Source organism: Prescottella equi (genome assembly GCF_020171745.1).
GTDB lineage: Bacteria > Actinomycetota > Actinomycetes > Mycobacteriales > Mycobacteriaceae > Prescottella > Prescottella equi_A.
Genome location: NZ_JAIVAH010000030.1, coordinates 30,623 through 49,819 on the forward strand (window position 1 = coordinate 30,623; position 19,197 = coordinate 49,819).

21 protein-coding genes are annotated in these 19,197 nt (G+C 69.3%); 5 read left to right on the plus strand and 16 right to left on the minus strand.

From position 1 onward, the window contains the following. The first annotated feature begins 9 nt into the window (after positions 1-9). Positions 10-1,161 (plus strand): multidrug effflux MFS transporter, encoded by a 1,152-nt coding sequence (locus LCL87_RS23995; protein WP_225024003.1) that lies wholly within the window; start codon positions 10-12, stop codon positions 1,159-1,161. Positions 1,162-1,180: 19 nt separating this feature from the next. Here the strand turns inward: LCL87_RS23995 and LCL87_RS24000 are convergent, their stop codons facing one another. Beyond that, positions 1,181-1,960: a siderophore-interacting protein gene (locus tag LCL87_RS24000; protein ID WP_225023958.1), complete on the minus strand. Its 780-nt coding sequence runs from the start codon at positions 1,958-1,960 to the stop codon at positions 1,181-1,183. A gap of 76 nt (positions 1,961-2,036) precedes the next feature. Further along, positions 2,037-3,170, minus strand: a complete 1,134-nt coding sequence (locus LCL87_RS24005; RefSeq protein ID WP_225023959.1) for a GIY-YIG nuclease family protein — start codon at positions 3,168-3,170, stop codon at positions 2,037-2,039. A gap of 151 nt (positions 3,171-3,321) precedes the next feature. Here LCL87_RS24005 and hadA point away from each other — a divergent pair, with 151 nt between their 5' ends. Further along, the gene (gene hadA / locus LCL87_RS24010; protein WP_225023960.1) at positions 3,322-3,855 is read left to right on the plus strand and encodes a (3R)-hydroxyacyl-ACP dehydratase subunit HadA; all 534 of its coding nucleotides are present in this window, start codon (positions 3,322-3,324) and stop codon (positions 3,853-3,855) included. A gap of 10 nt (positions 3,856-3,865) precedes the next feature. Here hadA and dprA read toward each other — a convergent pair whose 3' ends face one another. Genes dprA through LCL87_RS24025 form a run of 3 tightly spaced genes read right to left on the minus strand, consistent with a single transcriptional unit; the run spans position 3,866 to position 6,848 of the window. Continuing rightward, complete coding sequence (gene dprA, locus LCL87_RS24015) at positions 3,866-4,987, minus strand: DNA-processing protein DprA (RefSeq protein ID WP_225023961.1); 1,122 nt, start codon at positions 4,985-4,987, stop codon at positions 3,866-3,868. Beyond that, on the minus strand, positions 4,984-6,492 hold the full coding sequence (locus LCL87_RS24020; protein WP_225023962.1) for a YifB family Mg chelatase-like AAA ATPase: 1,509 nt from the start codon (positions 6,490-6,492) through the stop codon (positions 4,984-4,986). Before LCL87_RS24020 ends, dprA begins: the two co-directional genes overlap by 4 nt. Next, positions 6,492-6,848: a YraN family protein gene (locus LCL87_RS24025; RefSeq protein WP_225023963.1), complete on the minus strand. Its 357-nt coding sequence runs from the start codon at positions 6,846-6,848 to the stop codon at positions 6,492-6,494. The genes LCL87_RS24020 and LCL87_RS24025 overlap by 1 nt, the downstream gene beginning before the upstream one ends. A gap of 239 nt (positions 6,849-7,087) precedes the next feature. On the opposite strand from LCL87_RS24025, the gene LCL87_RS24030 reads away from it, so the two are divergent. Then, positions 7,088-7,288 carry a hypothetical protein gene (locus LCL87_RS24030; protein ID WP_225023964.1) on the plus strand — a complete coding sequence of 67 codons (201 nt, stop codon included), beginning with the start codon at positions 7,088-7,090 and terminating at the stop codon, positions 7,286-7,288. A 56-nt stretch (positions 7,289-7,344) separates the two neighbouring features. Here LCL87_RS24030 and LCL87_RS24035 read toward each other — a convergent pair whose 3' ends face one another. The 6 genes from LCL87_RS24035 to LCL87_RS24060 all read right to left on the minus strand — a co-directional run bounded on the left by LCL87_RS24035 (position 7,345) and on the right by LCL87_RS24060 (position 11,544). Continuing rightward, on the minus strand, positions 7,345-7,662 hold the full coding sequence (locus LCL87_RS24035) for a DUF2469 domain-containing protein (protein WP_005513927.1): 318 nt from the start codon (positions 7,660-7,662) through the stop codon (positions 7,345-7,347). Between the two features lie 48 nt (positions 7,663-7,710). Continuing rightward, complete coding sequence (locus tag LCL87_RS24040) at positions 7,711-8,403, minus strand: ribonuclease HII (RefSeq protein WP_225023965.1); 693 nt, start codon at positions 8,401-8,403, stop codon at positions 7,711-7,713. Further along, positions 8,400-9,173, minus strand: coding sequence for a signal peptidase I (gene lepB / locus LCL87_RS24045; RefSeq protein WP_225024004.1), 774 nt, complete (start codon positions 9,171-9,173; stop codon positions 8,400-8,402). The genes LCL87_RS24040 and lepB overlap by 4 nt, the downstream gene beginning before the upstream one ends. Positions 9,174-9,270: 97 nt before the next feature. After that, on the minus strand, positions 9,271-9,612 hold the full coding sequence (gene rplS, locus LCL87_RS24050) for a 50S ribosomal protein L19 (protein WP_225023966.1): 342 nt from the start codon (positions 9,610-9,612) through the stop codon (positions 9,271-9,273). Between the two features lie 73 nt (positions 9,613-9,685). Then, positions 9,686-10,570 carry a hypothetical protein gene (locus tag LCL87_RS24055; RefSeq protein WP_225023967.1) on the minus strand — a complete coding sequence of 295 codons (885 nt, stop codon included), beginning with the start codon at positions 10,568-10,570 and terminating at the stop codon, positions 9,686-9,688. Next, positions 10,570-11,544: a formylglycine-generating enzyme family protein gene (locus tag LCL87_RS24060; protein WP_510850851.1), complete on the minus strand. Its 975-nt coding sequence runs from the start codon at positions 11,542-11,544 to the stop codon at positions 10,570-10,572. Before LCL87_RS24060 ends, LCL87_RS24055 begins: the two co-directional genes overlap by 1 nt. Before the next feature lie 109 nt (positions 11,545-11,653). Between LCL87_RS24060 and LCL87_RS24065 the strand changes: the two genes are divergently transcribed. Further along, positions 11,654-12,325: a GAP family protein gene (locus tag LCL87_RS24065; RefSeq protein ID WP_225023968.1), complete on the plus strand. Its 672-nt coding sequence runs from the start codon at positions 11,654-11,656 to the stop codon at positions 12,323-12,325. A 56-nt stretch (positions 12,326-12,381) separates the two neighbouring features. On the opposite strand, the gene LCL87_RS24070 is transcribed toward LCL87_RS24065, so the two are convergent. Next, positions 12,382-14,742 carry a Tex family protein gene (locus tag LCL87_RS24070; RefSeq protein WP_225023969.1) on the minus strand — a complete coding sequence of 787 codons (2,361 nt, stop codon included), beginning with the start codon at positions 14,740-14,742 and terminating at the stop codon, positions 12,382-12,384. A gap of 77 nt (positions 14,743-14,819) precedes the next feature. Here LCL87_RS24070 and LCL87_RS24075 point away from each other — a divergent pair, with 77 nt between their 5' ends. Then, positions 14,820-15,758: a serine hydrolase family protein gene (locus LCL87_RS24075; RefSeq protein ID WP_225023970.1), complete on the plus strand. Its 939-nt coding sequence runs from the start codon at positions 14,820-14,822 to the stop codon at positions 15,756-15,758. On the opposite strand, the gene LCL87_RS24080 is transcribed toward LCL87_RS24075, so the two are convergent. The 4 genes from LCL87_RS24080 to rimM form a co-directional block, all read right to left on the minus strand. Next, the gene (locus tag LCL87_RS24080; RefSeq protein WP_225023971.1) at positions 15,755-16,390 is read right to left on the minus strand and encodes a transglutaminase-like domain-containing protein; all 636 of its coding nucleotides are present in this window, start codon (positions 16,388-16,390) and stop codon (positions 15,755-15,757) included. The two genes, LCL87_RS24075 and LCL87_RS24080, sit on opposite strands and share 4 nt — an antisense overlap. Before the next feature lie 75 nt (positions 16,391-16,465). Further along, complete coding sequence (locus LCL87_RS24085; RefSeq protein ID WP_225023972.1) at positions 16,466-17,839, minus strand: FAD-dependent oxidoreductase; 1,374 nt, start codon at positions 17,837-17,839, stop codon at positions 16,466-16,468. Between the two features lie 78 nt (positions 17,840-17,917). Next, positions 17,918-18,616 carry a tRNA (guanosine(37)-N1)-methyltransferase TrmD gene (gene trmD / locus LCL87_RS24090; protein WP_225023973.1) on the minus strand — a complete coding sequence of 233 codons (699 nt, stop codon included), beginning with the start codon at positions 18,614-18,616 and terminating at the stop codon, positions 17,918-17,920. A gap of 10 nt (positions 18,617-18,626) precedes the next feature. After that, entirely contained in the window at positions 18,627-19,193 is a 567-nt protein-coding gene (gene rimM, locus LCL87_RS24095; protein ID WP_225023974.1) for a ribosome maturation factor RimM, read from the minus strand. Between the last annotated feature and the right edge of the window lie 4 nt (positions 19,194-19,197).

The following is a 19,197-nucleotide window of genomic DNA, read 5'->3' on the forward strand; positions in this document are numbered from 1 at the left end:
CCCATTCCCATGTTGTGCGTCCTGGCCCTACTCTCGGCGATCGCTCCCCTGGCCACCGACATGTACCTCCCGGCGTTGCCCTCGATGACGGGCGCCCTCGACACGTCGGACACGAGCGTGCAGCTCACGCTCGCGACCTTCATGGCCGGACTCGGTGTAGGCCAGTTGATCATCGGGCCGCTGTCCGACGGCCTCGGCCGGCGGAAGCTCCTCATCCTCGGGACCGTGCTCTGCGCGATCAGCGGAGTGCTGTGTGCGATCGCCCCCACCGTGGAGATCCTCATCGCGGCGCGCCTGCTACAGGGTTTCAGCGGCGGCGCCGGAATCGTGTTGGCCCGCGCCGTGATCGCGGACCGCGCGAAGGGCGACGTCGCGGCCCGGCTGTTCAGCATCATGATGATCATCGGCGGCGTCGCGCCCGTCGTCGCCCCGCTGATGGGCGGCGCCCTGCTCGGCCCGATCGGGTGGCGCGGCATCTTCTGGGTTCTCGCCGGAGCGTCGATCGTGATGTTCCTGGGCGTGCTGTTCCTGGTGCCCGAGACGCTGCCGAAGGAACGCCGGCACGGCGGTGGGCTCGCGGCACTGACGCGGAACATGACCTACGTGGTGCGCAACCGGGTCTACGTGGGCTACGCCCTGACGTTCGCGTTCGGCTTCGGCGCCCTGTTCTCGTACATCTCGGCGTCGTCGTTCGTGGTCCAGGAAGTGATGGGACTTTCTCCCGGCCAGTTCTCGATCGTGTTCGCGATCAACTCGGCGGGCATCGTCGCGGGCAGCATCGTCAACACCAAGCTCATCGGGACGTACCAGGCCCGCCAGTTGCTGACGTTCGGTGTGGGCCTGCTGCTCGCGTCGGGCGTGCTGCTCCTGCTCGCGACCACTCTCGGCGGTACTCGGATCTGGCTGGTCCTGCCGCTGCTGTTCGGTGTGGTCACCAGCATCGGTTTCATCATGGGCAATGCCACGGCGCTCGCTCAGGGACAGGTCCCGGAGGCCGCCGGCACCGGATCGGCGCTCATGGGCGCGTGCCAGTTCGGGCTCGCCGCCGTCGTGTCGCCCCTGGTCGGGATCGGCGGCACCGCGGTGCCGATGGCGATCGCGATCGTCGCGTCGGGCGCGGTCGCGATGACCGCACTGAAAACCCTGGCCCGCACCCCGTAGGCCGCGGGCCGGGACGCGTTCAGTTCGCGCTCGCCTCCGCCGCCGCCAACTCCGACTTCCACACGCGGAAGCCTTCCTCGGTACGCCCACGCCGCCAGTACCCGGAGATCGAGGCCGACGCCGCGGGCACCCCGCGCTCCTTACGGATGTACGGGCGCAGGCCGTGCATGACGGCGTCGGCCTCGCCGTGGATGAAGACGTGGACATCGCCCGGCAGCCACGGCATGGCGCGGACCGCAGCCACCAGCGGCGCGTTCACTCCGGCGATGTCGCCCCCCGCCTCGTCCGAGGCGGTGCCGCGGTGGATCCAGGTGATCTCGACGTCCGGCCCGGCCGGCAACGCGACCTCGTCGTCCGCGCCGGACACCTCGACGAACACCCGGGCCACCGCGTCGGGCGCCAGCGCCGCGACCGCGGTCGAGATCGCCGGAAGGGCCGACTCGTCGCCCGCGATGAGATGCCAGTCGGCGTCCCGGCGCGGCGCGTATGCCCCACCCGGCCCCCGCACGGTCACCGTCGCGCCGGGCTGCACGGACGCGGCCCACGGCCCCGCGACGCCCTCGTCACCGTGGACGACGAAGTCGATCGCGATCTCCCGCGCCGCCGGGTCGACGGACCGGACCGTGTAGGTGCGGAGCACCGTGTCGTCGCCCGTCCCGAACTCGATCTTGACGTAGGAATCGGTGAACTCGGACGGCTCGAACGTGTCGAATCCGGGATCCCCCAGCACGACTCGCACCATGTGCGGCCCGATCTGCTCGGATCGCACCACCGTCAGCGTCGACGTCTTTCTTGCCACTGCAACACTCCTCGAAATCACAAACAGTCTATGGTTAGCGTTACCTAACCATAGACTGTTTGTGATTGCCGGACGATCAGCGACCGTGCGGACGCGCCATCGTCAGTCGCTGCACCCACCCGTGCGTGGGCCAGACCTTGAGTCCCGCCCGATCCGGCGTCACCCGCGTGCCGACGAACGCGGCCTCGAGCTCGGGGTCGGGCGCGCCCGTGAATCGGAACTGCTGATCGGTGGTCGCTCCCACCTGATTCCAGGAACGCACCCGGTACACGGCGCGAACGATGTTGTCCGCGAACACGATCACGGGCAGGTCCGGGACGTTGCGCGCCGCCGCACCGGCGGGCCAGGGGCCGCGCGCCGCCTCGTATACGTCCTCGGCGGACAGCGACCGATCGGCGGCGGCCGGGACCCGCACCAGCGCACCCGGGACCGGGAGGCCGGGCGCCGGCAACGCGGAGTACTGGACCGCCAGCTCCTCCACCGACATCGCGCGGCGTTCGAGATCGGCGGGCTCACCCGCCAGGTTGGTCAGAACGGGATTGCCGGAACGACGTTCGAGCAGCCGGAGCGCGTCGGTCACGACGTGAACCGCCTCACGGGCTTCTGCGGCCGCGTCGTGGGCGGTTTCGATCCGGTGCCGCAATACGATGTGGTCCACGGAGTGCCCGGCCGCGTAGATGTCACGGATCCGCTGGGTCCAGGCGCTGCGCGCCTCGTCGCGGTCCGGTTCCCCCACGGTCTCCGAGTCCAGCGTTCCGGCCTCGCCCAGCGCGTCCCAGTCGTGCGAGTAGACCTTGTTACCGCGGCCGACACCGACGTAGAAGATCGAATTGTCCCGCGGGTCCCGCAACGCGTACACGTACAGCCCGAGGTTCTCGACGACACGGGGCGAGAGCGGATTCGGGGCCGGCTTCCGCTCGCGCGGTTCGGCGGTGAGCACCCTCATCACTGCGAGGCGCAGCGCGTCGGAGATCGCCACGCCGCCGACGGCGGGCCCGTCGAACAGGACACTGGACGCGTCCCGCACCGAGCTGAACGTCCGTCCCGCGTTGTTCCCCAGTGCACCCACCACGGCGGCGAACTCGGCGAGACGCGCCTTGGGGTCGACGACCACTCCACTCACCTCGGCGTTCGTGAGGAAGTCGCGGATTCCCGGCGCAGCCAGGAGCACACGGGTGATGTCATCGGGGACTGTCCAGACGGTAGCCATGACGCGACTTTAGGCGATCGCACGAGCCGACGCGGTATGCCTTGTCGTCCAACGGCCGCATGTCCGCTTCCTGGCGGCCGCACGACGGTCGGGCCGACCCGCGTACGCCCGATATCGGCCGCTGCGAGGAATTTTCCGTCACACTCGATGGGTGACCCGACCAGCGGAGTCGACCGAAGACCGTGCCACGCGCGCCGAGCGCCTGGTCGGCTACAGCTACCGCATGCCGGACTTCTACGAGGTCGGGCGGGAGAAGGTGCGTGAGTACGCAGCCGCGGTGCAGAATGCTCACCCCGCACACTACGACGAGCAGGCCGCCCGGGAACTCGGACACAGCGCTCTCGTCGCACCGCTCACCTTCGTGTCGGTGATCGGCATGATCGCGCAGAAGTACCTCTTCGAGCAGATCGTCCCGGGATTCGATCTGAGCCAGATCCTGCAGACGGACCAGAAGCTAGTGTTCCACCGCCCGATCCGGGCCGGTGACCGCCTCACCGTCGACGTCTCCCTGGAGTCGTTCCGCCAGACGGCGGGCAGCGACATCATCGTGACCAAGAACGAGGTCCTCGACGACGCCGGTGCGCCGGTCGTCACGACGCTGACCACTCTCGTGGGACGAACCGGCGACACCTCCGATCCCTCGCGCATCCAGCGCATCAAGGACGTGATGATGCGCGAGGCGTGACCGGTCGGCCTCATCCGCGCCGGAACCACCCCGAATCGTCCGAGCCGACGAACCCGTCCAACTCGAGTACCGGCAGAACCGCGCGCACCCGCTCGATCGGAACGCCCGACTCCTCGGCAAGTTCCCGAGTACCGCGGGCTCCGCTGGCCGGCAGCGCCTCGTAGACCGTCGCCGCGTCGCCCTCGAGAACGTCCAGGGCGCGGGACGGCCCGCTGCCGTCGCCGTCGACCCCGATCGGGCCCGCCTCCTCGACGACGTCCGCGGCACTCGCGACCAGCCGCGCCTCGCCCTCCCGGATCATCCGGTGGCACCCGGTCGACGCCGCCGACGTCACCGGCCCCGGCACCGCAAGCACCGGACGTCCCAGCCGCCGACCCCAACTCGCCGTGTTCCGGGCCCCGCTGCGCCAGCCCGCCTCCACCACGACGACCGCCTCGGACAGCCCGGCCACCAGGCGGTTTCGGGCCAGGAAGCGGTAGCGGGCGGGCGTCGTTCCCGGCGGGTACTCGCTGATCACCGCGCCGTCGCGGGCGATCTGCTGCAGCAGGCGACCGTGCCTGGCCGGATAGGCGCGATCGACGCCGCACGCGAGCACCGCGACGGTCAGGCCGCCCGAGCCGAGTGCCGCCCGGTGCGCGGCGGCATCGACCCCGAATGCCGCACCGGACACGATCGTCCAGCCGTCGGCCGCGAGGTCACCGGCGATCTCGGCAGTCACGTGCTCCCCGTAGGAACTGGCTGCCCGGGTGCCCACCACCGCCACCGACCGGGCCACCAAGTCGTCCACCGACCGGTCGCCGAGCACCCACAACGCCAACGGTGCACCGTCGTCACGCCCCGGCCCGAGCCCGTCGAAGGCGAGCAGCCGCCACCGCGGCCACTCGTCGTCGTCCGGGGTGACGAGTCGACCGCCCATCGACCGCAGCAGGTCCAGGTCGCGGGCCGCGGTGTCCAGGTGCGCCCGCGCCGACGTCCGCCGGTCCAGGAAGCTCGACAGATCCCGCTCCCGCACCGCCCGCGCGGCGTCCACCGGCCCCACCGCGGCCACCAACTGGGCCAGCGGCGGGCACGATCCCTGTACCACCTTCGACAGGTACGCCCAGGCCAGCAGCCGTGGATCGTGCCCGGTCATGCCGCACCCCGGTCCCGGAATCCGAGGGCGGTGGTGACCTGGTCGGTTCCCGGCGCATCGAGACCGGCGAGGTCGGCCAGTGTCCACGCGACGCGGAGCGCGCGGTCCGCCCCGCGGGCCGTGATCACACCCTTGCTCAGCAATCGTTCCAGAGGCGCAACGGCCTCGCGCGGCAGTCGGAACCGTTGCCGCAAGGCCGGTCCCGGCACCTCGGCATTGGTGCGCCAACCGTATTGCTGCCAGCGTGCGGTGGCGGCCGCACGTGCGTCGGCGACGCGGCCACGCACCGCTGCCGTGCTCTCGCCCACCTCGTCCATCAGTGCGCCGGTAGCCACCGCGTTCATCCGGATCCGCAGATCCACCCGGTCGAGCAGCGGCCCCGACAGCCGCCCCAGGTAACGGCGACGGATCGTCGGCGCGCAGACGCAGTCGACCTCCCTCGCAGGGGCACACGGGCACGGATTCGCGGCGAGCACCAACTGGAACCGTGCCGGGTAACGGGCAACGCCGTCGCGCCGCGCGATCCGCACCTCGCCGTCCTCGAGTGGCGTCCGCAGCGCCTCGAGCGCCTTCGTCCCCATCTCGGCGCACTCGTCGAGGAACAAGACGCCGCGGTGCGCGCGGCTGACCGCGCCGGGCTTCGCCATCCCGCTGCCGCCGCCGACGAGCGCGCTCACCGACGACGTGTGGTGCGGCGCGATGAACGGCGGTTCGGTGACGAGCGGGCGATCCGACGTGAGCAGTCCCGCGACCGAGTGAATGGCGGTGACCTCCAATGCCTCCGGGTTCGACAGCGCGGGCAGGATGCCCGGAAGTCGTTGCGCCAGCATCGTCTTCCCGATCCCCGGCGGCCCGGTCAGCATCAGGTGGTGCGCGCCGGCCGCGGCGACCTCGATCGCCCACCGCGCGTCCGGCTGGCCGACCACCTCGCTGAGATCGCCCCGCGTCGAGGTGGTTGCCGCAGCGAAGGGTGCTGGACCGGCGAGGTGTCCCTTGCCCTGCAGCCACTCCGTGACCGCGGTCAGGTGATCCGCACCCAACACCTCGATCCCGTCCACCAGTCCGGCCTCGGCCAGCGCCGACAGCGGCACGACCACCGCCGACCAGCCCGCGTTCTTCGCGGCGAGCACCGCGGGCAACACCCCACGCACCGTCCGCAACCGGCCGTCGAGCGCAAGTTCGCCCAACAACACAGTTCTCTCCAGCCGCTTGCGCGGAATCTGACGCGCCGCGTCGAGTACCGCGCACGCGAGCGCCAGGTCGTACACGCTGCCGACCTTCGGCAGGGTCGCCGGCGACAATGCGAGCGTCACCCGCGATTCCGGCCATTTCGCACCCGAATTAGTCACCGCGGCCCGCACCCGGTCCCGCGACTCCTGCAGCGCCGTGTCCGGAAGTCCGACCAGGTGCACCCCCGGCAACCCGCGTCCGATGTCCGCCTCGATCTCCACGATCTGGCCGTCGACCCCGGTCACCGCCACCGAATGCGCGCGACCGAGTGCCATCAGAACACCGCCGTGAGGTGCGTGACCTCGGGCTCGCGTCGCCGATCGACGAGCACCGCGACGACATCGAACCGCACGTGCGGCCAGTGCTGCTCGGATTCGGCCAGCCAGCGCTGGGCCAGCATCCGAATGCGGCGTTGCTTGGCGTACGTCACCGCTTCGGCCGGACTGCCGAATCCCAGGCCGGACCGCGTCTTCACCTCCACGAACACGATCGTGTCGCCGTCCACCGCCACCAGGTCCAGCTCGCCGTGACGGCACCGCCAGTTGCGGTCGAGGATCTGCAGACCCGCCGCGGTCAATACCGACGCGGCCAATTCCTCCCCCATCGCGCCCAGCGCGAGATTGCGTGCCATCCGGGCATCCCCCTCACCCGGCCGGAACCTCCCGCCGGTGAAGTCGACTGTGCCCGCTCGCGCCGACACGACCGGACGCCGAACAGGGCCGACACGATTGCCCTGTGGATGAAGCAAGTGCTGTGGACGAATCGCGGTCGTTGCGCCGGACCAGGGAGAGTTCATACGGTTGATCTGTGCGGTGCGCGTTCGAGGGCGGAAACCTCGACGGGAGATTCCTCCACGTCGAAGAACACGAGATGAGCGCGTTCCGAGGCCATCCGACATGCTCCCCCGACCAGTCGGCCGAGCAGATTCGTAGCCACGGGCGCTGCGTGTACGTGCGCACCGAGCGGGCCGTCGAACGGGACGGAACGTCCTGGGTCGTCTTCGTGCACTACGGGGACTGGACGAACTTCGAGCCGTACCGCGGCAGCCTCACGTCGGACGATCGTTCCTGATGCGCCGAAGGGCCGCGCACCCCGATCGGAGTGCGCGGCCCTTCGAGGGTTCTCGCCTAGCCCAGGCCGTTGTCCGGCAGCCTGAGGTCGGACTTCTCCAACTCCTCGATGTTCACGTCCTTGAACGTGATGACACGCACGTACTTCACGAACCGAGCCGGCCGGTACATGTCCCACACCCACGCGTCGGACATCCGCACCTCGAAGTAGATCTCGCCGTCGGCGCTGTGCGGCAGCAGTTCCACAGAGTTCGCGAGATAGAACCGGCGCTCGGTCTCCACGACGTACGAGAACTGCCCGACGATGTCCCGGTACTCGCGGTACAGCGACAGTTCCATCTCGGTTTCGTACTTCTCGAGATCCTCGGCACTCATCGGCCTCGACGTCCTCCTGCGTTGTTGTGAACACTCATCATTCCGTACCTATCCCGTCGCACCGAAAGCGCGGCCCGTCGCGGCCTTGAATGCGCGGCTCGCCGCGGCGACATTCGCGTAGGACATCCGGTGCTCGCGGCACGGGCCCAGCTCGTTCAGGGCGGCCGTGTGCACCGCCGTCCCGTATCCCTTGTGGCCGGCGAAACCATAGCCTGGTAGCTCGTCGTCGAGCTCGACCATCGTGCGGTCGCGGGTGACCTTGGCGAGGATGCTGGCCGCAGCGATGCACGCGGCCGCGGCGTCGCCACCGATCACCGGCAGCGACGGCGCCGGCAGCCCCGGCACCCGGAAGCCGTCGGTGAGCACGTAGCCGGGCGCGACGGACAGCCCGGCGACGGCACGGCGCATCCCCTCGATGTTCGCGACGTGCACCCCGATCCGGTCGATCTCCGCGGCGGGGATCTCCACGACACTCCAGGCGACGGCGAGGCGCTTGATCACCGGGAAGAGTTCGTCCCGGACCTTCTCGGTCAGCTTCTTCGAATCGTCGAGTCGGGCAAGCGCCGCGTGCGGCTTGGGGCCCAGGACGCACGCGGCGACGACCAGCGGTCCCGCGCACGCGCCCCGGCCGGCCTCGTCGACGCCGGCGACCGGACCCAGTCCGCTTCGGACCAGCGCAGACTCCATCGTCCGCAAGCCGGACGCTCTGCGAATGACGGTTCTCGGTGGCCAGGTACTCACTGCTGCTGGATGTCGGGGGACGGAATCGATCCCCAGCGGGACGGCGGCAGGACGATGAATGTCGCCTTGCCGATCACATTGTCCACCGGAACGGTGCCCTGCATCTCGTCGGAGACGTGGTAGCGCGAATCCGCCGAGTTGCTGCGGTTGTCGCCCATCACCCACAGGTGTCCCTCGGGGACGGTGACGGGACCGAAGCAGCGCCCGGACTTCACGGCGGTGTCGCACGTCTGCACGCCGGGGATGAACGGGAAGTCCATCGTGATGTACGGCTCGTCGAGGGGCTTGCCGTCGACCAGCACGCGCCCCTGATCGTCACAGCACTCCACGGTCTGCCCGCCCGTCGCGATGACGCGCTTGACGAGATCGTTCTCGTCCGGAGGAACCAGGCCGACCAGCGAGCCCACCTCCTGCAGCCCGCGAACCACGACGTTGTCCGACCGCGTCGACGTGTACCCCTCGGACCACGACTCCGGGCCGCGGAAGACGACGACGTCGCCGGGTTCCGGGTCGCCGAAGCGATAGCTGATCTTCTCGACGACGATGCGGTCGCCCGTGCACCCGGGGCACCCGTGCAGCGTCGGCTCCATCGACTCGGACGGAATGAGGTAGACGCGCGCGATGAATGTCTGCAGGAGGAAGCTCAGCAGCAGCGCGACGACGATGAGGATCGGGATCTCACGCCAGAACGATCGGGGTTTCTTGTCTTTCCCCTTGCGTCTGCGGGACCGTCCCCCGGTCTGCTCCTGCTCGGTCTCTCCCGGCGTCACGTCCGGATCCTGCGGTGCATCTGCCACTGAGACAGATTAGCCCGACACCGCGTGAAAACGGTGCCGGGCCAATCGAAGAAGCTCAGAGCGTCGAAGCTCAGCGCTTTTCCTTGATCTTCGCAGCCTTGCCGCGGAGGTCGCGCAGGTAGTACAGCTTGGCGCGACGGACGTCACCGCGGGTGAGGACCTCGATCTCGGCGAGGTTGGGGCTGTGGACCGGGAAGGTGCGCTCGACGCCGACGCCGAAGGAAACCTTGCGGACCGTGAAGGTCTCGCGCACGCCGCCGCCCTGGCGACGGATCACGACGCCCTTGAAGACCTGCACGCGCTCCTTCGAGCCCTCGATGACCTTGACGTGCACGTTCAGGGTGTCACCGGCGCGGAACTCCGGAATGTCGTTGCGGAGGGACTTGGCGTCCAGGAAATCCAAGGTGTTCATGGGTGTTCCATCCTTGCGTTTTCGCAGGAGCAGAGGAACCGAGCGGCGGTAGCTCGACTGGTTCGTGCTCAGATCAAGTTGAGTCGCCTTCGCCAGGCAACCTGACCATTGTGCCAGACGCCTCGCCGTGCGCGGAAATCGGCGCCGGTGCAGCCTGGACTATCCGTTCGAGCTCCGCCTCGGTCGCGGTGAGGGCGTGTTCGACGCTCGGTTTGCCGGCGACGAGGTCCTGTACGTAGATCTTCGCGCGGATGATCGGACGCCGGAAGCGCTTCTCCCGTTCGATCGCGCGCCGCATGCGACGCGGCCTCGAGACGTACCGCCACCGCGCCCACGGCGCACCCGGACGGCTCAACCGGATCGCCCCGACCAACAGGATCGGGAAGACGAACAGCCCGACCAGCCCGGTCCAGATCTTCCCCTTCAGGATCACGATCGCCGCAATCGCCAGGTTCACCAGCACCAGGACGATCAGCGCCGCCCGCACCGCGATGTGCCGGTCCTCCCGGAACTCGGTGATGTCGAGCAGTTCCAGCGGCTGGAAACCGAGCAGCAGCAGACCGGTAACCGCGAGCGCGACGAACACCGCGTCGACGGACGCTCGCCCCTGATCCGACCAGTACACATCCTTGAGGTAGAAGATCAGCGCGAACTCGTCGAGGACGAGCGCCGCCCCGATCCCGAAGAACGTCGCCAGCACGGCACCGGTCGCCTGCGTCGCCGTCTCGTACAGCGCGATCAGACCGATTCCGGACGCGAACATCGTCACGACCCCGAACACGACGTGGTGGATGTGCTGACCGCCGGGCGTGATGTTGCCCGGCCACCAACGCACCTGGGCCCGGATCATCCGCACGCTGAGCCGGATGAAGATGAACGCGAGCAGGAAGCCGATCAAGAAGAACAGCAGCGGGAGCCGCCCGTTGGCGACGATCTCCCGATCCAGCCAGTGCTGCATCAGGACGGTCCGGGTCCACGGACGATGCATCGGAACCCGATGTGGCAGGTGGACGTCTCCTCGGTCTCACCCTGACGCGCCGCGGGCCGATACCGCAGGCAGTAGTTGGGGGCGCACAGATGCGACCCGCCCTTGATGACACGGCGGGGGTACACCTCGCCGGCCTGCACCTCACCGATCTCGACCCGCGGATTGCGGGGGATGCAGCACGACGATGCGGGCGCGACGTTCTTGCCCGACGCGCTGTGGTCCGCGGTGTGGAAGTCGGTGGTCCACTCCCATACGTTGCCCGCGACGTCGACGAGGCCGTAGCCGTTGGGCCGGAAAGTCCCGACCGGTGACGTGCCGACGAAGCCGTCCTCGGCGAGGTTCTCCCACGGGAACTGCCCCTGCCACGTATTCGCCTGGTGCCGGCCACTCGGGGTGAACTCGTCCCCCCACGCGAAGGTCTTGCGGTCGAGGCCGCCGCGGGCGGCGAACTCCCACTCCGCCTCGGTGGGCAACTCCTTGCCCGCCCACGCGGCGTACGCCTGCGCGTCCGTGTACGAGACGTGAGTGACGGGATGGCGCTCGCGGCCGCCGACGTTGCTGCCCGGGCCCTCGGGGTGCCGCCAGTCCGCGCCGGGAACCCACGACCACCACTGCTGGTAGTCGTCGAGCGAGACCGGGTGTGCGGGCGGGGTGAAGACGAGCGACCCGGGAACGAGCAGCGCGGGATCCGCGTCCGGATAGTCGGCGGGATCGGGCGCGATCTCGGCCGTCGTGACGTGGCCGGTGTCCTTCACGAAACGCCGGAACTCGGCGACCGTCACCTGGTGTGTGTCCATCCAGAATCCGTCGACACCGACCTCGTGGACGGGGCGCTCCTCGGGATAGAAGTCCTCGGAGCCCATCCAGAACGTCCCGGCGGGGATCCACACCATGTTCTTCGGCGCACGGAACGATTCGGTCCGGGTCGACGCGAGCGGCTGCATGGCTCACGAGCATTCCACCTGCAAGGGCGCCGCGAAAGCCGGAGTCTCATCCGGCGTTTCACCCGCAACGGGTGGCGAACCGGACCGATGACCGTGCCACGATCCGAGTATGAACGCCGCTATCGGGGACGTACTCCCCCTCGCGATCGGTGTCGCGATCAGTCCGATCCCGATCATCGCGACAATCCTGATGCTGCTCGCGCCCCGCGCAGGCAGCACCGCGACGGCGTTCCTCGCCGGTTGGATCGCCGGAATCGCCGTCGGGTACGCGGTCTTCGTGGCGATCGGCAGCGCCGTCGATCTGTCGTCGAGTTCGGACGGCAACGCGGTCACCGCGACCGTCCGCGTCGTGCTGGGCCTGCTCCTGCTCGGACTGGCCGTCAAGCAGTGGCGGAACCGCCCGGCCCCGGGCGAGGAACCGACCATGCCGGGGTGGCTGGCCGCCATCGACAAGGTCACGCCCGGGAAGGCGTTCGCGCTCGGGATCGGGCTGGCGGCGGTGAACCCGAAGAATCTGTTGCTGATCATCGGGGCCGCGGTCGCGGTCACCAGACTCGGTGTCGGCGCCGGGGCGATGGTGGTCACCGGCGTCGTGTTCACGGTCCTCGCCGCGAGCACCGTCGCCGTTCCCGTGATCGGCTACTTCACGATGCGCGAGCGCGCGACTGCGTGGTTGAACGGGCTCAAGGGATGGCTCACCGCCAACAACGCCGCGGTGATGGCGGTGCTGCTGCTCGTGATCGGCACGTCCCTGCTCGGCAAGGGCATCGGCGGCTACTGACGAGGACGGACGCCGACAGGCGCCCCGGTCACTGCGGGGGCGCCCGTCGTGCAGTGTCACTTGTTGCCGAAGCCCGCCTTGCGCAGCGCGTCGGCCATCGAACCGCTCGCCGGACGCTCGTCACGACGGTCGCGGCCCTGACCACCCTGGCGCTGACCACCCTGGCCACGCTGTCCACCCTGGCCACGCTGCCCCTGACCGCCACCGCGTTGCCCGCCCTGGCGCGGACCGCGCGGGCCCTGGCCACCATTCGGACCGGCGGCAGCGCCGACCTCGTCGTCGAGGCGCAGCGTCAACCCGATGCGCTGGCGCTCCACGTCGACCTCGAGCACCTTGACCTTGACGACATCGCCGGACTTGACGACCTCACGCGGGTCGCTGACGAACGTGCGCGACATCGCCGACACGTGCACCAGTCCGTCCTGGTGCACGCCCACATCCACGAAGGCACCGAAGGCGGCAACGTTGGTGACGACGCCCTCGAGCACCATGCCGGGCTTCAGGTGCGCGACCTTCTCGATGCCGGCCGCGAACGTCGCCGTCTTGAACTCGGGGCGCGGGTCACGTCCGGGCTTGTCGAGTTCGGCGATGATGTCGGTGACCGTCGGCAGGCCGAACTTCTCGTCGACGAAGTCGGCCGGACGCAGCTTCGTCAGGACCGCGGTGTTACCGATCAGGTCGCCCACCGCCGACCCGGAGGACTGCACGATCCGGCGCACCACCGGGTACGCCTCCGGATGCACGCTGGACGCGTCGAGCGGGTCATCGCCGTTCGGGATCCGCAGGAAGCCGGCGCACTGTTCGAACGCCTTCGGGCCGAGACGCGGCACGTCCTTGAGTCCCTTGCGGCTGCGGAACGGACCGTTCTGGTCGCGGTAGGCGACGATGCTCTCCGCGAGCGAGCCGGCGATGCCCGACACCCGGGACAGCAGCGGCACCGACGCGGTGTTGACGTCGACGCCGACCGCGTTGACGGCGTCCTCGACGACCGCGCCCAGCGAGCGCGCCAGCATCGTCTCGGACACGTCGTGCTGGTACTGCCCGACGCCGATCGACTTGGGGTCGATCTTCACGAGTTCGGCGAGCGGGTCCTGCAGGCGGCGTGCGATCGACACGGCGCCGCGGATCGAGACGTCCAGGTCGGGCAGTTCCTGCGAGCCGTACGCCGACGCCGAGTACACCGACGCGCCGGCCTCGGAGACCATCACCTTGGTGAGGCCGGCCTGGGGGAACTTCGAGATCAGCTCGGCGGCAAGCGCATCCGTCTCGCGCGAAGCGGTGCCGTTGCCGATCGCGACGAGGTCGACCCCATGCTTGGCGGCCAGCGCGGCGAGCGTCGCGAGCGACTGGTCCCACTTGTTGTGCGGCTGGTGCGGGTAGATCGTGTCGTGCGCGACGACCTTGCCGGTGGCGTCGACGACCGCGACCTTGGTGCCGGTGCGGAAACCGGGATCCAGCCCCATCGTGGCGCGCGTGCCGGCCGGCGCCGCCAGCAGCAGGTCCTTGAGGTTGGCCGCGAACACGTCGACGGCGTCCTTCTCGGCGGACTGCCGCAGGCGCATACGGGTGTCGATGCCGAGGGTGATGAGCATCTTGGTTTTCCACGCCCAGCGCACGGTGTCGAGCAGCCAGCGGTCGGCCGGACGCCCCCGGTCGGCGATCTCGAACCGGGTTGCGATCCGGCCCTCGTACACGCTGGTCTCGCCGGGCTCGAGCGGCTCACGATCGGAGGCGAGGGTCAGGGACAGCACCTCTTCCTTCTCCCCGCGGAACATCGCGAGGATCCGGTGCGAGGGCAGCTTCTCGAACGGCTCGGAGAACTCGAAGTAGTCGGCGAACTTGGCGCCCTCGGTCTCCTTGCCCTTGCGGACCGTCGACTCGACCTGGCCGCGGGTCCACATCAGCTCACGCAGTTCACCGACCAGGTCGGCGTCCTCGGCGAACCGTTCGACGAGGATCGCGCGGGCGCCGTCGAGCTGCTCGGCGTCGTATCCGGCGGGGTCGGTCGTCGGATCGCCGATCAGCGCATCCGCGACCGGTTCGTGGCCGGCCTCGCGCGCGATCTGCGCCTTGGTCCGCCGCTTCGGCTTGTACGGCAGGTAGATGTCCTCGAGGCGGGCCTTGGTGTCGGCGAGCATGATCTGCTGCTCGAGCTGGGCGTCGAGCTTGTCCTGCGAGCGGATCGATTCGAGGATCGCGACGCGGCGCTCGTCGAGCTCACGCAGGTAGCGCAGGCGTTCCTCGAGCTGGCGCAGCTGGGCGTCGTCGAGACCGCCGGTGACCTCCTTGCGGTACCGCGCGATGAACGGAACCGTCGCCCCGCCGTCGAGGAGGTCGACCGCCGCGGCGACCTGACTCTCCCGTACATCGAGCTCTTCGGCGATACGCTGGTTCACAGATTTGAGAGCAGTCGTCACGGCGATCGACCCTACCGCTAGCCTGTCGTGAGCGTCGGCAACGAGGCCGCCCGCTGTGATCTACCTGGAGGACCCCGATGGCGAGGGTGCTGTGGCGCCTCGCGGCGGCCTGCGCGACCGCTCTGGTGGTCGGGGGCTGCATGTTCACCCACGACCCGAACGACCCGGCGGCGGCGCTGGAGAGCGCTACCGTGCATGCGGTCGCCGAGATGCCGTCGGGCACGCTCGAGGAGCGGATGACCCGGGCGGTCGACGACGCCCTCGCCCGCGGCGCCGACGTCTCGATCGCTCTGCTCGACCGTCGCGACGGCACCTACTCTGCCGTCGCGGACGCCGCGTCCTTCCCCACCGCGTCGGTCGCCAAGCTGTTCATCGCCGACGACGTGCTGTTCCGCGAATCGCGCGCCGAATTCGAGTTGACGTCCGAGGAACACGAGTTGATCGGCCTGATGCTCGAGCGCTCCGACGACGACGCCGCGAACACGCTGTGGAACGAGTACGGCGGGCCCGAGATCGTCGAGGACGTCGTCGGCCGATACCACCTCACCGCGACCACCACCCCGTACGACGACAACTGGTGGAACACCGAGACCACCCCCGCCGACCTCGTCGACTACTACGCCGGACTGCTCGACGGGCGCGGCGGACTCGACGACGGTCGGCGCACCGAGATCCTCGATCATCTCCACGCGTCCGAGGCCACCTCTACCGAGGGCTACGACCAACGCTTCGGCCTGCCCGACGGCCTGAGCGGGGAAACCTCGCTCGCAGTCAAACAGGGCTGGATGTGCTGCGTCGACGACCGCTGGACCCACGTGTCGACGGGCATCGCGGGTGCCGACGACCGCTACGTGCTGGTCGTCGTCTCCCGTGAGGACCTGGACTACGGCGACGACGACGCCGACTACCCCGACACGTCCCTGACGGCGGCCGTCGACGACGCCAGCGCGACCCACGCGCGCGAGACCATCACCGACGTTGTCCGAACAGTGTTCCCGCTGAGGCGAATCGCCTAGATCGCGATTCGGTGTCCGTGGATGTCGCGCGCATCGAGCCCGGTCGGCAGGCCTGTTCCGTACAGCGAAAGAACGTCGGTCGTGCCACGAAGCGCGTCGACGACGCCGCGGGCCGGCGAGACGAACAGCTGCGGGTAGTCGATCTCACCGAGCGCCGGATCGACGTTCCAGGCAAGCCGCTCCGTGCCGAGCGAGAACTCCGCGTCGACACCCGACTTGTTGCCGCGTGGATCCTGGCGATGCCACTCTCCCTCGAGATGGATGGCGACCAACCCGTGCAGTACGTGGCCCTCGTCATGCGAGAGGCGTTGGTAGCAGAGACCGGTCGGAACGCCTTCGGATCGCAGGAGTGCGGCCAGCAGATGCGATTTCGCGTAGCACAGGCCTACCCGCGCTTCGAGAACGTCGTTCGCGGTCAGTGTCACCCGCGGGTCCCGGACGTCGTACGAATGTCCGACCCGGTCCCGAACCCAATCGAACGCGGCCTCGGCGAACGGCACGTCGCCACCCGCTCGCTCCCGCAGCCGACGCGCCAGCGACCGGACCGCCGGCGACTGGGCCTGGACGATCCCGTCGTCTCCGAGATAGGTATCCGGGGTGGCAGCTTCCAGCGCGAGGTAGGTGTTCGACACGCCCGGAACTCTAGAGCGAACGGTCCACCGTCGCATCGCCTTTTCCGGTGTGGTCTCTCTTCGGTGCGCCCCGCACTAGCTGCGCCCGGCGCCCACCAGGTCGTCGGCGGCGATCACCTCTCGGGCGGCCCGCTCCCCCGACCGCACCGCGCCGTCGACCCATCCGCACATCACCGCCGAACTCTCGGTGCCGGCCCAGTGGATCCGCCCACACGGTGACCGCAGCGCGGGACCGAATTCGGTGAGCACCCCGGTGGGCGCGTGGCTGAGCATGCCGCCGCCGGAATAGCGTTCGGCACTCCAGTCCTGCTCGATGAAGTCGATCGGCGTGGCCGCGTCGCTGCCGAACCGCTCGACCAGGGCCCCGACGACGGCCGTCCGCCGCTCCGACGCGGTGAGCCTGCCCAGTTCCCGTGCGCGGGGCCCCTCGACGATCACACACAGCACCCCCGGCCGCGGCGCGTCGGTGCCGGCATCGATCGTCACCATCGCGGGCGAGTCGGGCGCGGCCGACTGTCCGGACAGTCCGTCGGCCCGCCAGAACGGTTCGTCGTAGACGACCGAGATCTTCCGGATGGCTCCGCTCGGCATGCGCTGATGCAGGAACGTCCGATCGACCGGGAGCAGCGGCTCGTACCGGATCTGCCCGGCCACCGCGAGCGGCACCGCAACGACGGCCCGGCGCGCCCGGACCGACACGTGGTCGGTGGTCACGGTCACCCCGGAATCGTCCTGCGCGATCGTCTGCACCGGCCGCGAAAGATGCAGAGACCGGCCGAGTTCCGCGGCCATCGGCCGGTAGATCGCCCCCATGCCGCCGACCGGGCGGGAATCCTGCGCCGCGTCGGCGACACCGAGGACGAACCCCGGACCGCCGCCGGACGCCATCTGATACAGCACGAACAGGAACGACACCTCGGACGCCGCGGACGTGTAGCAGCCGGCGATCGCCATCTCGAGCAGCTGGTGGGCCGGCTTCGACAGCACGTTGTCGTCGAGCCATTTCGCGAGGCTGATCCGATCCCATTCGGCGGCCCGCTTGGCCTCCCACGGCGCGTCGAGCGGGATGGTCTTGCACAGTTCGCCGAGTTCGAGGAACACGGTCCCGAGGTTCGCGACCGCCCACGGGCTCATCGTCATCGGGATCGTGCCCTGATAGCGGTACTTCTTACCGTCGACCATCATCATCGCGTCGCCGCCGGTGTACTGCTTGTAGGCGGGCACGCCGAATTCGGTCATCAGCGCGCGGATGCGGTCCTGGCCGGGGCCGATCCACGCCCCGCCTCGGTCGATCCAGGTTCCGTCGTCCCGGGTCTCGGTGAAGGTCCGCCCACCGATCCGGTCCCGCGCCTCCAGCAGCACGACGGAGCGGCCCGCCTGTTTCAGGCGCAGGGCCGCGGTCAAACCCGCGAACCCAGCCCCTATGACGCAATAGTCGACATCAGTCATCGCCGGTCACCTCGAGTTCCTGCCTACTCGCGTGACCGACCCCAGGTCAAAGGGCCGGCGAAACCGATCGGGAACCGATCAGGAAAGGAGATCAGGACGACGCTCGGCCGTCCGCTGCAGCGACTGTGCGCGACGCCAGGCCGCGACCTTCGCGTGATCCCCGGACAGGAGGATCGGCGGGACGTCGAGTCCACGCCAGCTGACCGGACGGGTGTAGCTGGGGCCCTCGAGCAGCCCGTCGGAGAACGAATCCTCTTCGTGGGACTGCTGATTGCCGAGCACACCGGGCAGCAACCGGACGACGGCCTCGACCATGACGAGGACCGCGGCCTCGCCGCCGATGAGCACGTAGTCGCCGATCGAGACTTCCTCGACCCGCACCCGGCGGGCGGCGTCGTCGAACACGCGCTGGTCGATGCCTTCGTAGCGCCCACACGCGAAGACCAGGTGCTTCTCTTCCGCCCAACGGTGGGCGGTGGCCTGGGTGAACGGGACCCCGGCGGGGGTCGGAACGACGAGAAGTGCCTCGGAGTCCGGTTCGCCGTCCTCGTCGGTGAGGACCTCGTCGAGCGCGTCGCCCCACACGGTCGGCTTCATGACCATGCCCGGCCCGCCGCCGTACGGAGAATCGTCGACGGCCTTGTGCACGTCGTGGGTCCAGCGGCGCAGGTCGTGGACACCGACGGAGATGAGTCCCTTGTCGATCGCCTTGCCGAGCAGCGCCGCGCGGAGCGGCTCGAGGTACTCGGGGAAGATCGTGACTACGTCGAGACGCACGGTGGTTCGGTCACTCCTCGTTGCGGCTGTCGCCGAAGTCGGGGTCCAGCAGGCCCTCCGGCGGATCGATCTCGATGATGCCGTCGGCGATCGAGATGGTCGGCACGATCGCCGTGACGAACGGAATCAACAGCTCGCCCGACGTCTGACCTTCCGGGCGAATGGACAGCAATTCGCCTGCGGCGGAATGCAATACCTCGATCACGGTGCCCACCGGCGTGCCGGCGTCGGGGCGTCCGGCGGCGATCCGCACGGTCAGGCCCTCGAGCTCGTGATCGTAGAACTCGTCCGGATCGTCGGACGGGGTGAGGTCAGCGGTGTCGATCACGAAGAGCGTGCCGCGCAGGTCGTCCGCGGCGGTGCGATCGGCTACGCCCTCGAGGCGCAGCAGAAGCCGCCCGGAATGCTCCCGGGCGGCTTCCACCGTGTATGTGTGCAGCTTGTTCTCGCGCGGCTTGCGACCACGCAGTTCGGCACCGACGGTGAAGCGCTCCTCGGGTTCGTCGGTACGAACCTCGACGACCAGCTCCCCCTTGATGCCGTGCGACTTGGCGACGCGGCCTACGACGAGTTCCACTGCG

Excerpts from the sequence above, each read along its gene's own strand:
- LCL87_RS23995 (WP_225024003.1), top strand. The coding sequence starts at position 10 with ATGTTGTGCGTCCTGGCCCTACTCTCGGCGATCGCTCCCCTGGCCACC.
- LCL87_RS24005 (WP_225023959.1), bottom strand. The coding sequence starts at position 3,170 with ATGGCTACCGTCTGGACAGTCCCCGATGACATCACCCGTGTGCTCCTG.
- dprA (WP_225023961.1), bottom strand. The coding sequence starts at position 4,987 with ATGACCGGGCACGATCCACGGCTGCTGGCCTGGGCGTACCTGTCGAAG.
- LCL87_RS24020 (WP_225023962.1), bottom strand. The coding sequence starts at position 6,492 with ATGGCACTCGGTCGCGCGCATTCGGTGGCGGTGACCGGGGTCGACGGC.
- LCL87_RS24025 (WP_225023963.1), bottom strand. The coding sequence starts at position 6,848 with ATGGCACGCAATCTCGCGCTGGGCGCGATGGGGGAGGAATTGGCCGCG.
- LCL87_RS24030 (WP_225023964.1), top strand. The coding sequence starts at position 7,088 with ATGAGCGCGTTCCGAGGCCATCCGACATGCTCCCCCGACCAGTCGGCC.
- LCL87_RS24035 (WP_005513927.1), bottom strand. The coding sequence starts at position 7,662 with ATGAGTGCCGAGGATCTCGAGAAGTACGAAACCGAGATGGAACTGTCG.
- rplS (WP_225023966.1), bottom strand. The coding sequence starts at position 9,612 with ATGAACACCTTGGATTTCCTGGACGCCAAGTCCCTCCGCAACGACATT.
- LCL87_RS24055 (WP_225023967.1), bottom strand. The coding sequence starts at position 10,570 with ATGCAGCACTGGCTGGATCGGGAGATCGTCGCCAACGGGCGGCTCCCG.
- LCL87_RS24060 (WP_510850851.1), bottom strand. The coding sequence starts at position 11,544 with ATGCAGCCGCTCGCGTCGACCCGGACCGAATCGTTCCGTGCGCCGAAG.
- LCL87_RS24065 (WP_225023968.1), top strand. The coding sequence starts at position 11,654 with ATGAACGCCGCTATCGGGGACGTACTCCCCCTCGCGATCGGTGTCGCG.
- LCL87_RS24075 (WP_225023970.1), top strand. The coding sequence starts at position 14,820 with ATGGCGAGGGTGCTGTGGCGCCTCGCGGCGGCCTGCGCGACCGCTCTG.
- LCL87_RS24085 (WP_225023972.1), bottom strand. The coding sequence starts at position 17,839 with ATGACTGATGTCGACTATTGCGTCATAGGGGCTGGGTTCGCGGGTTTG.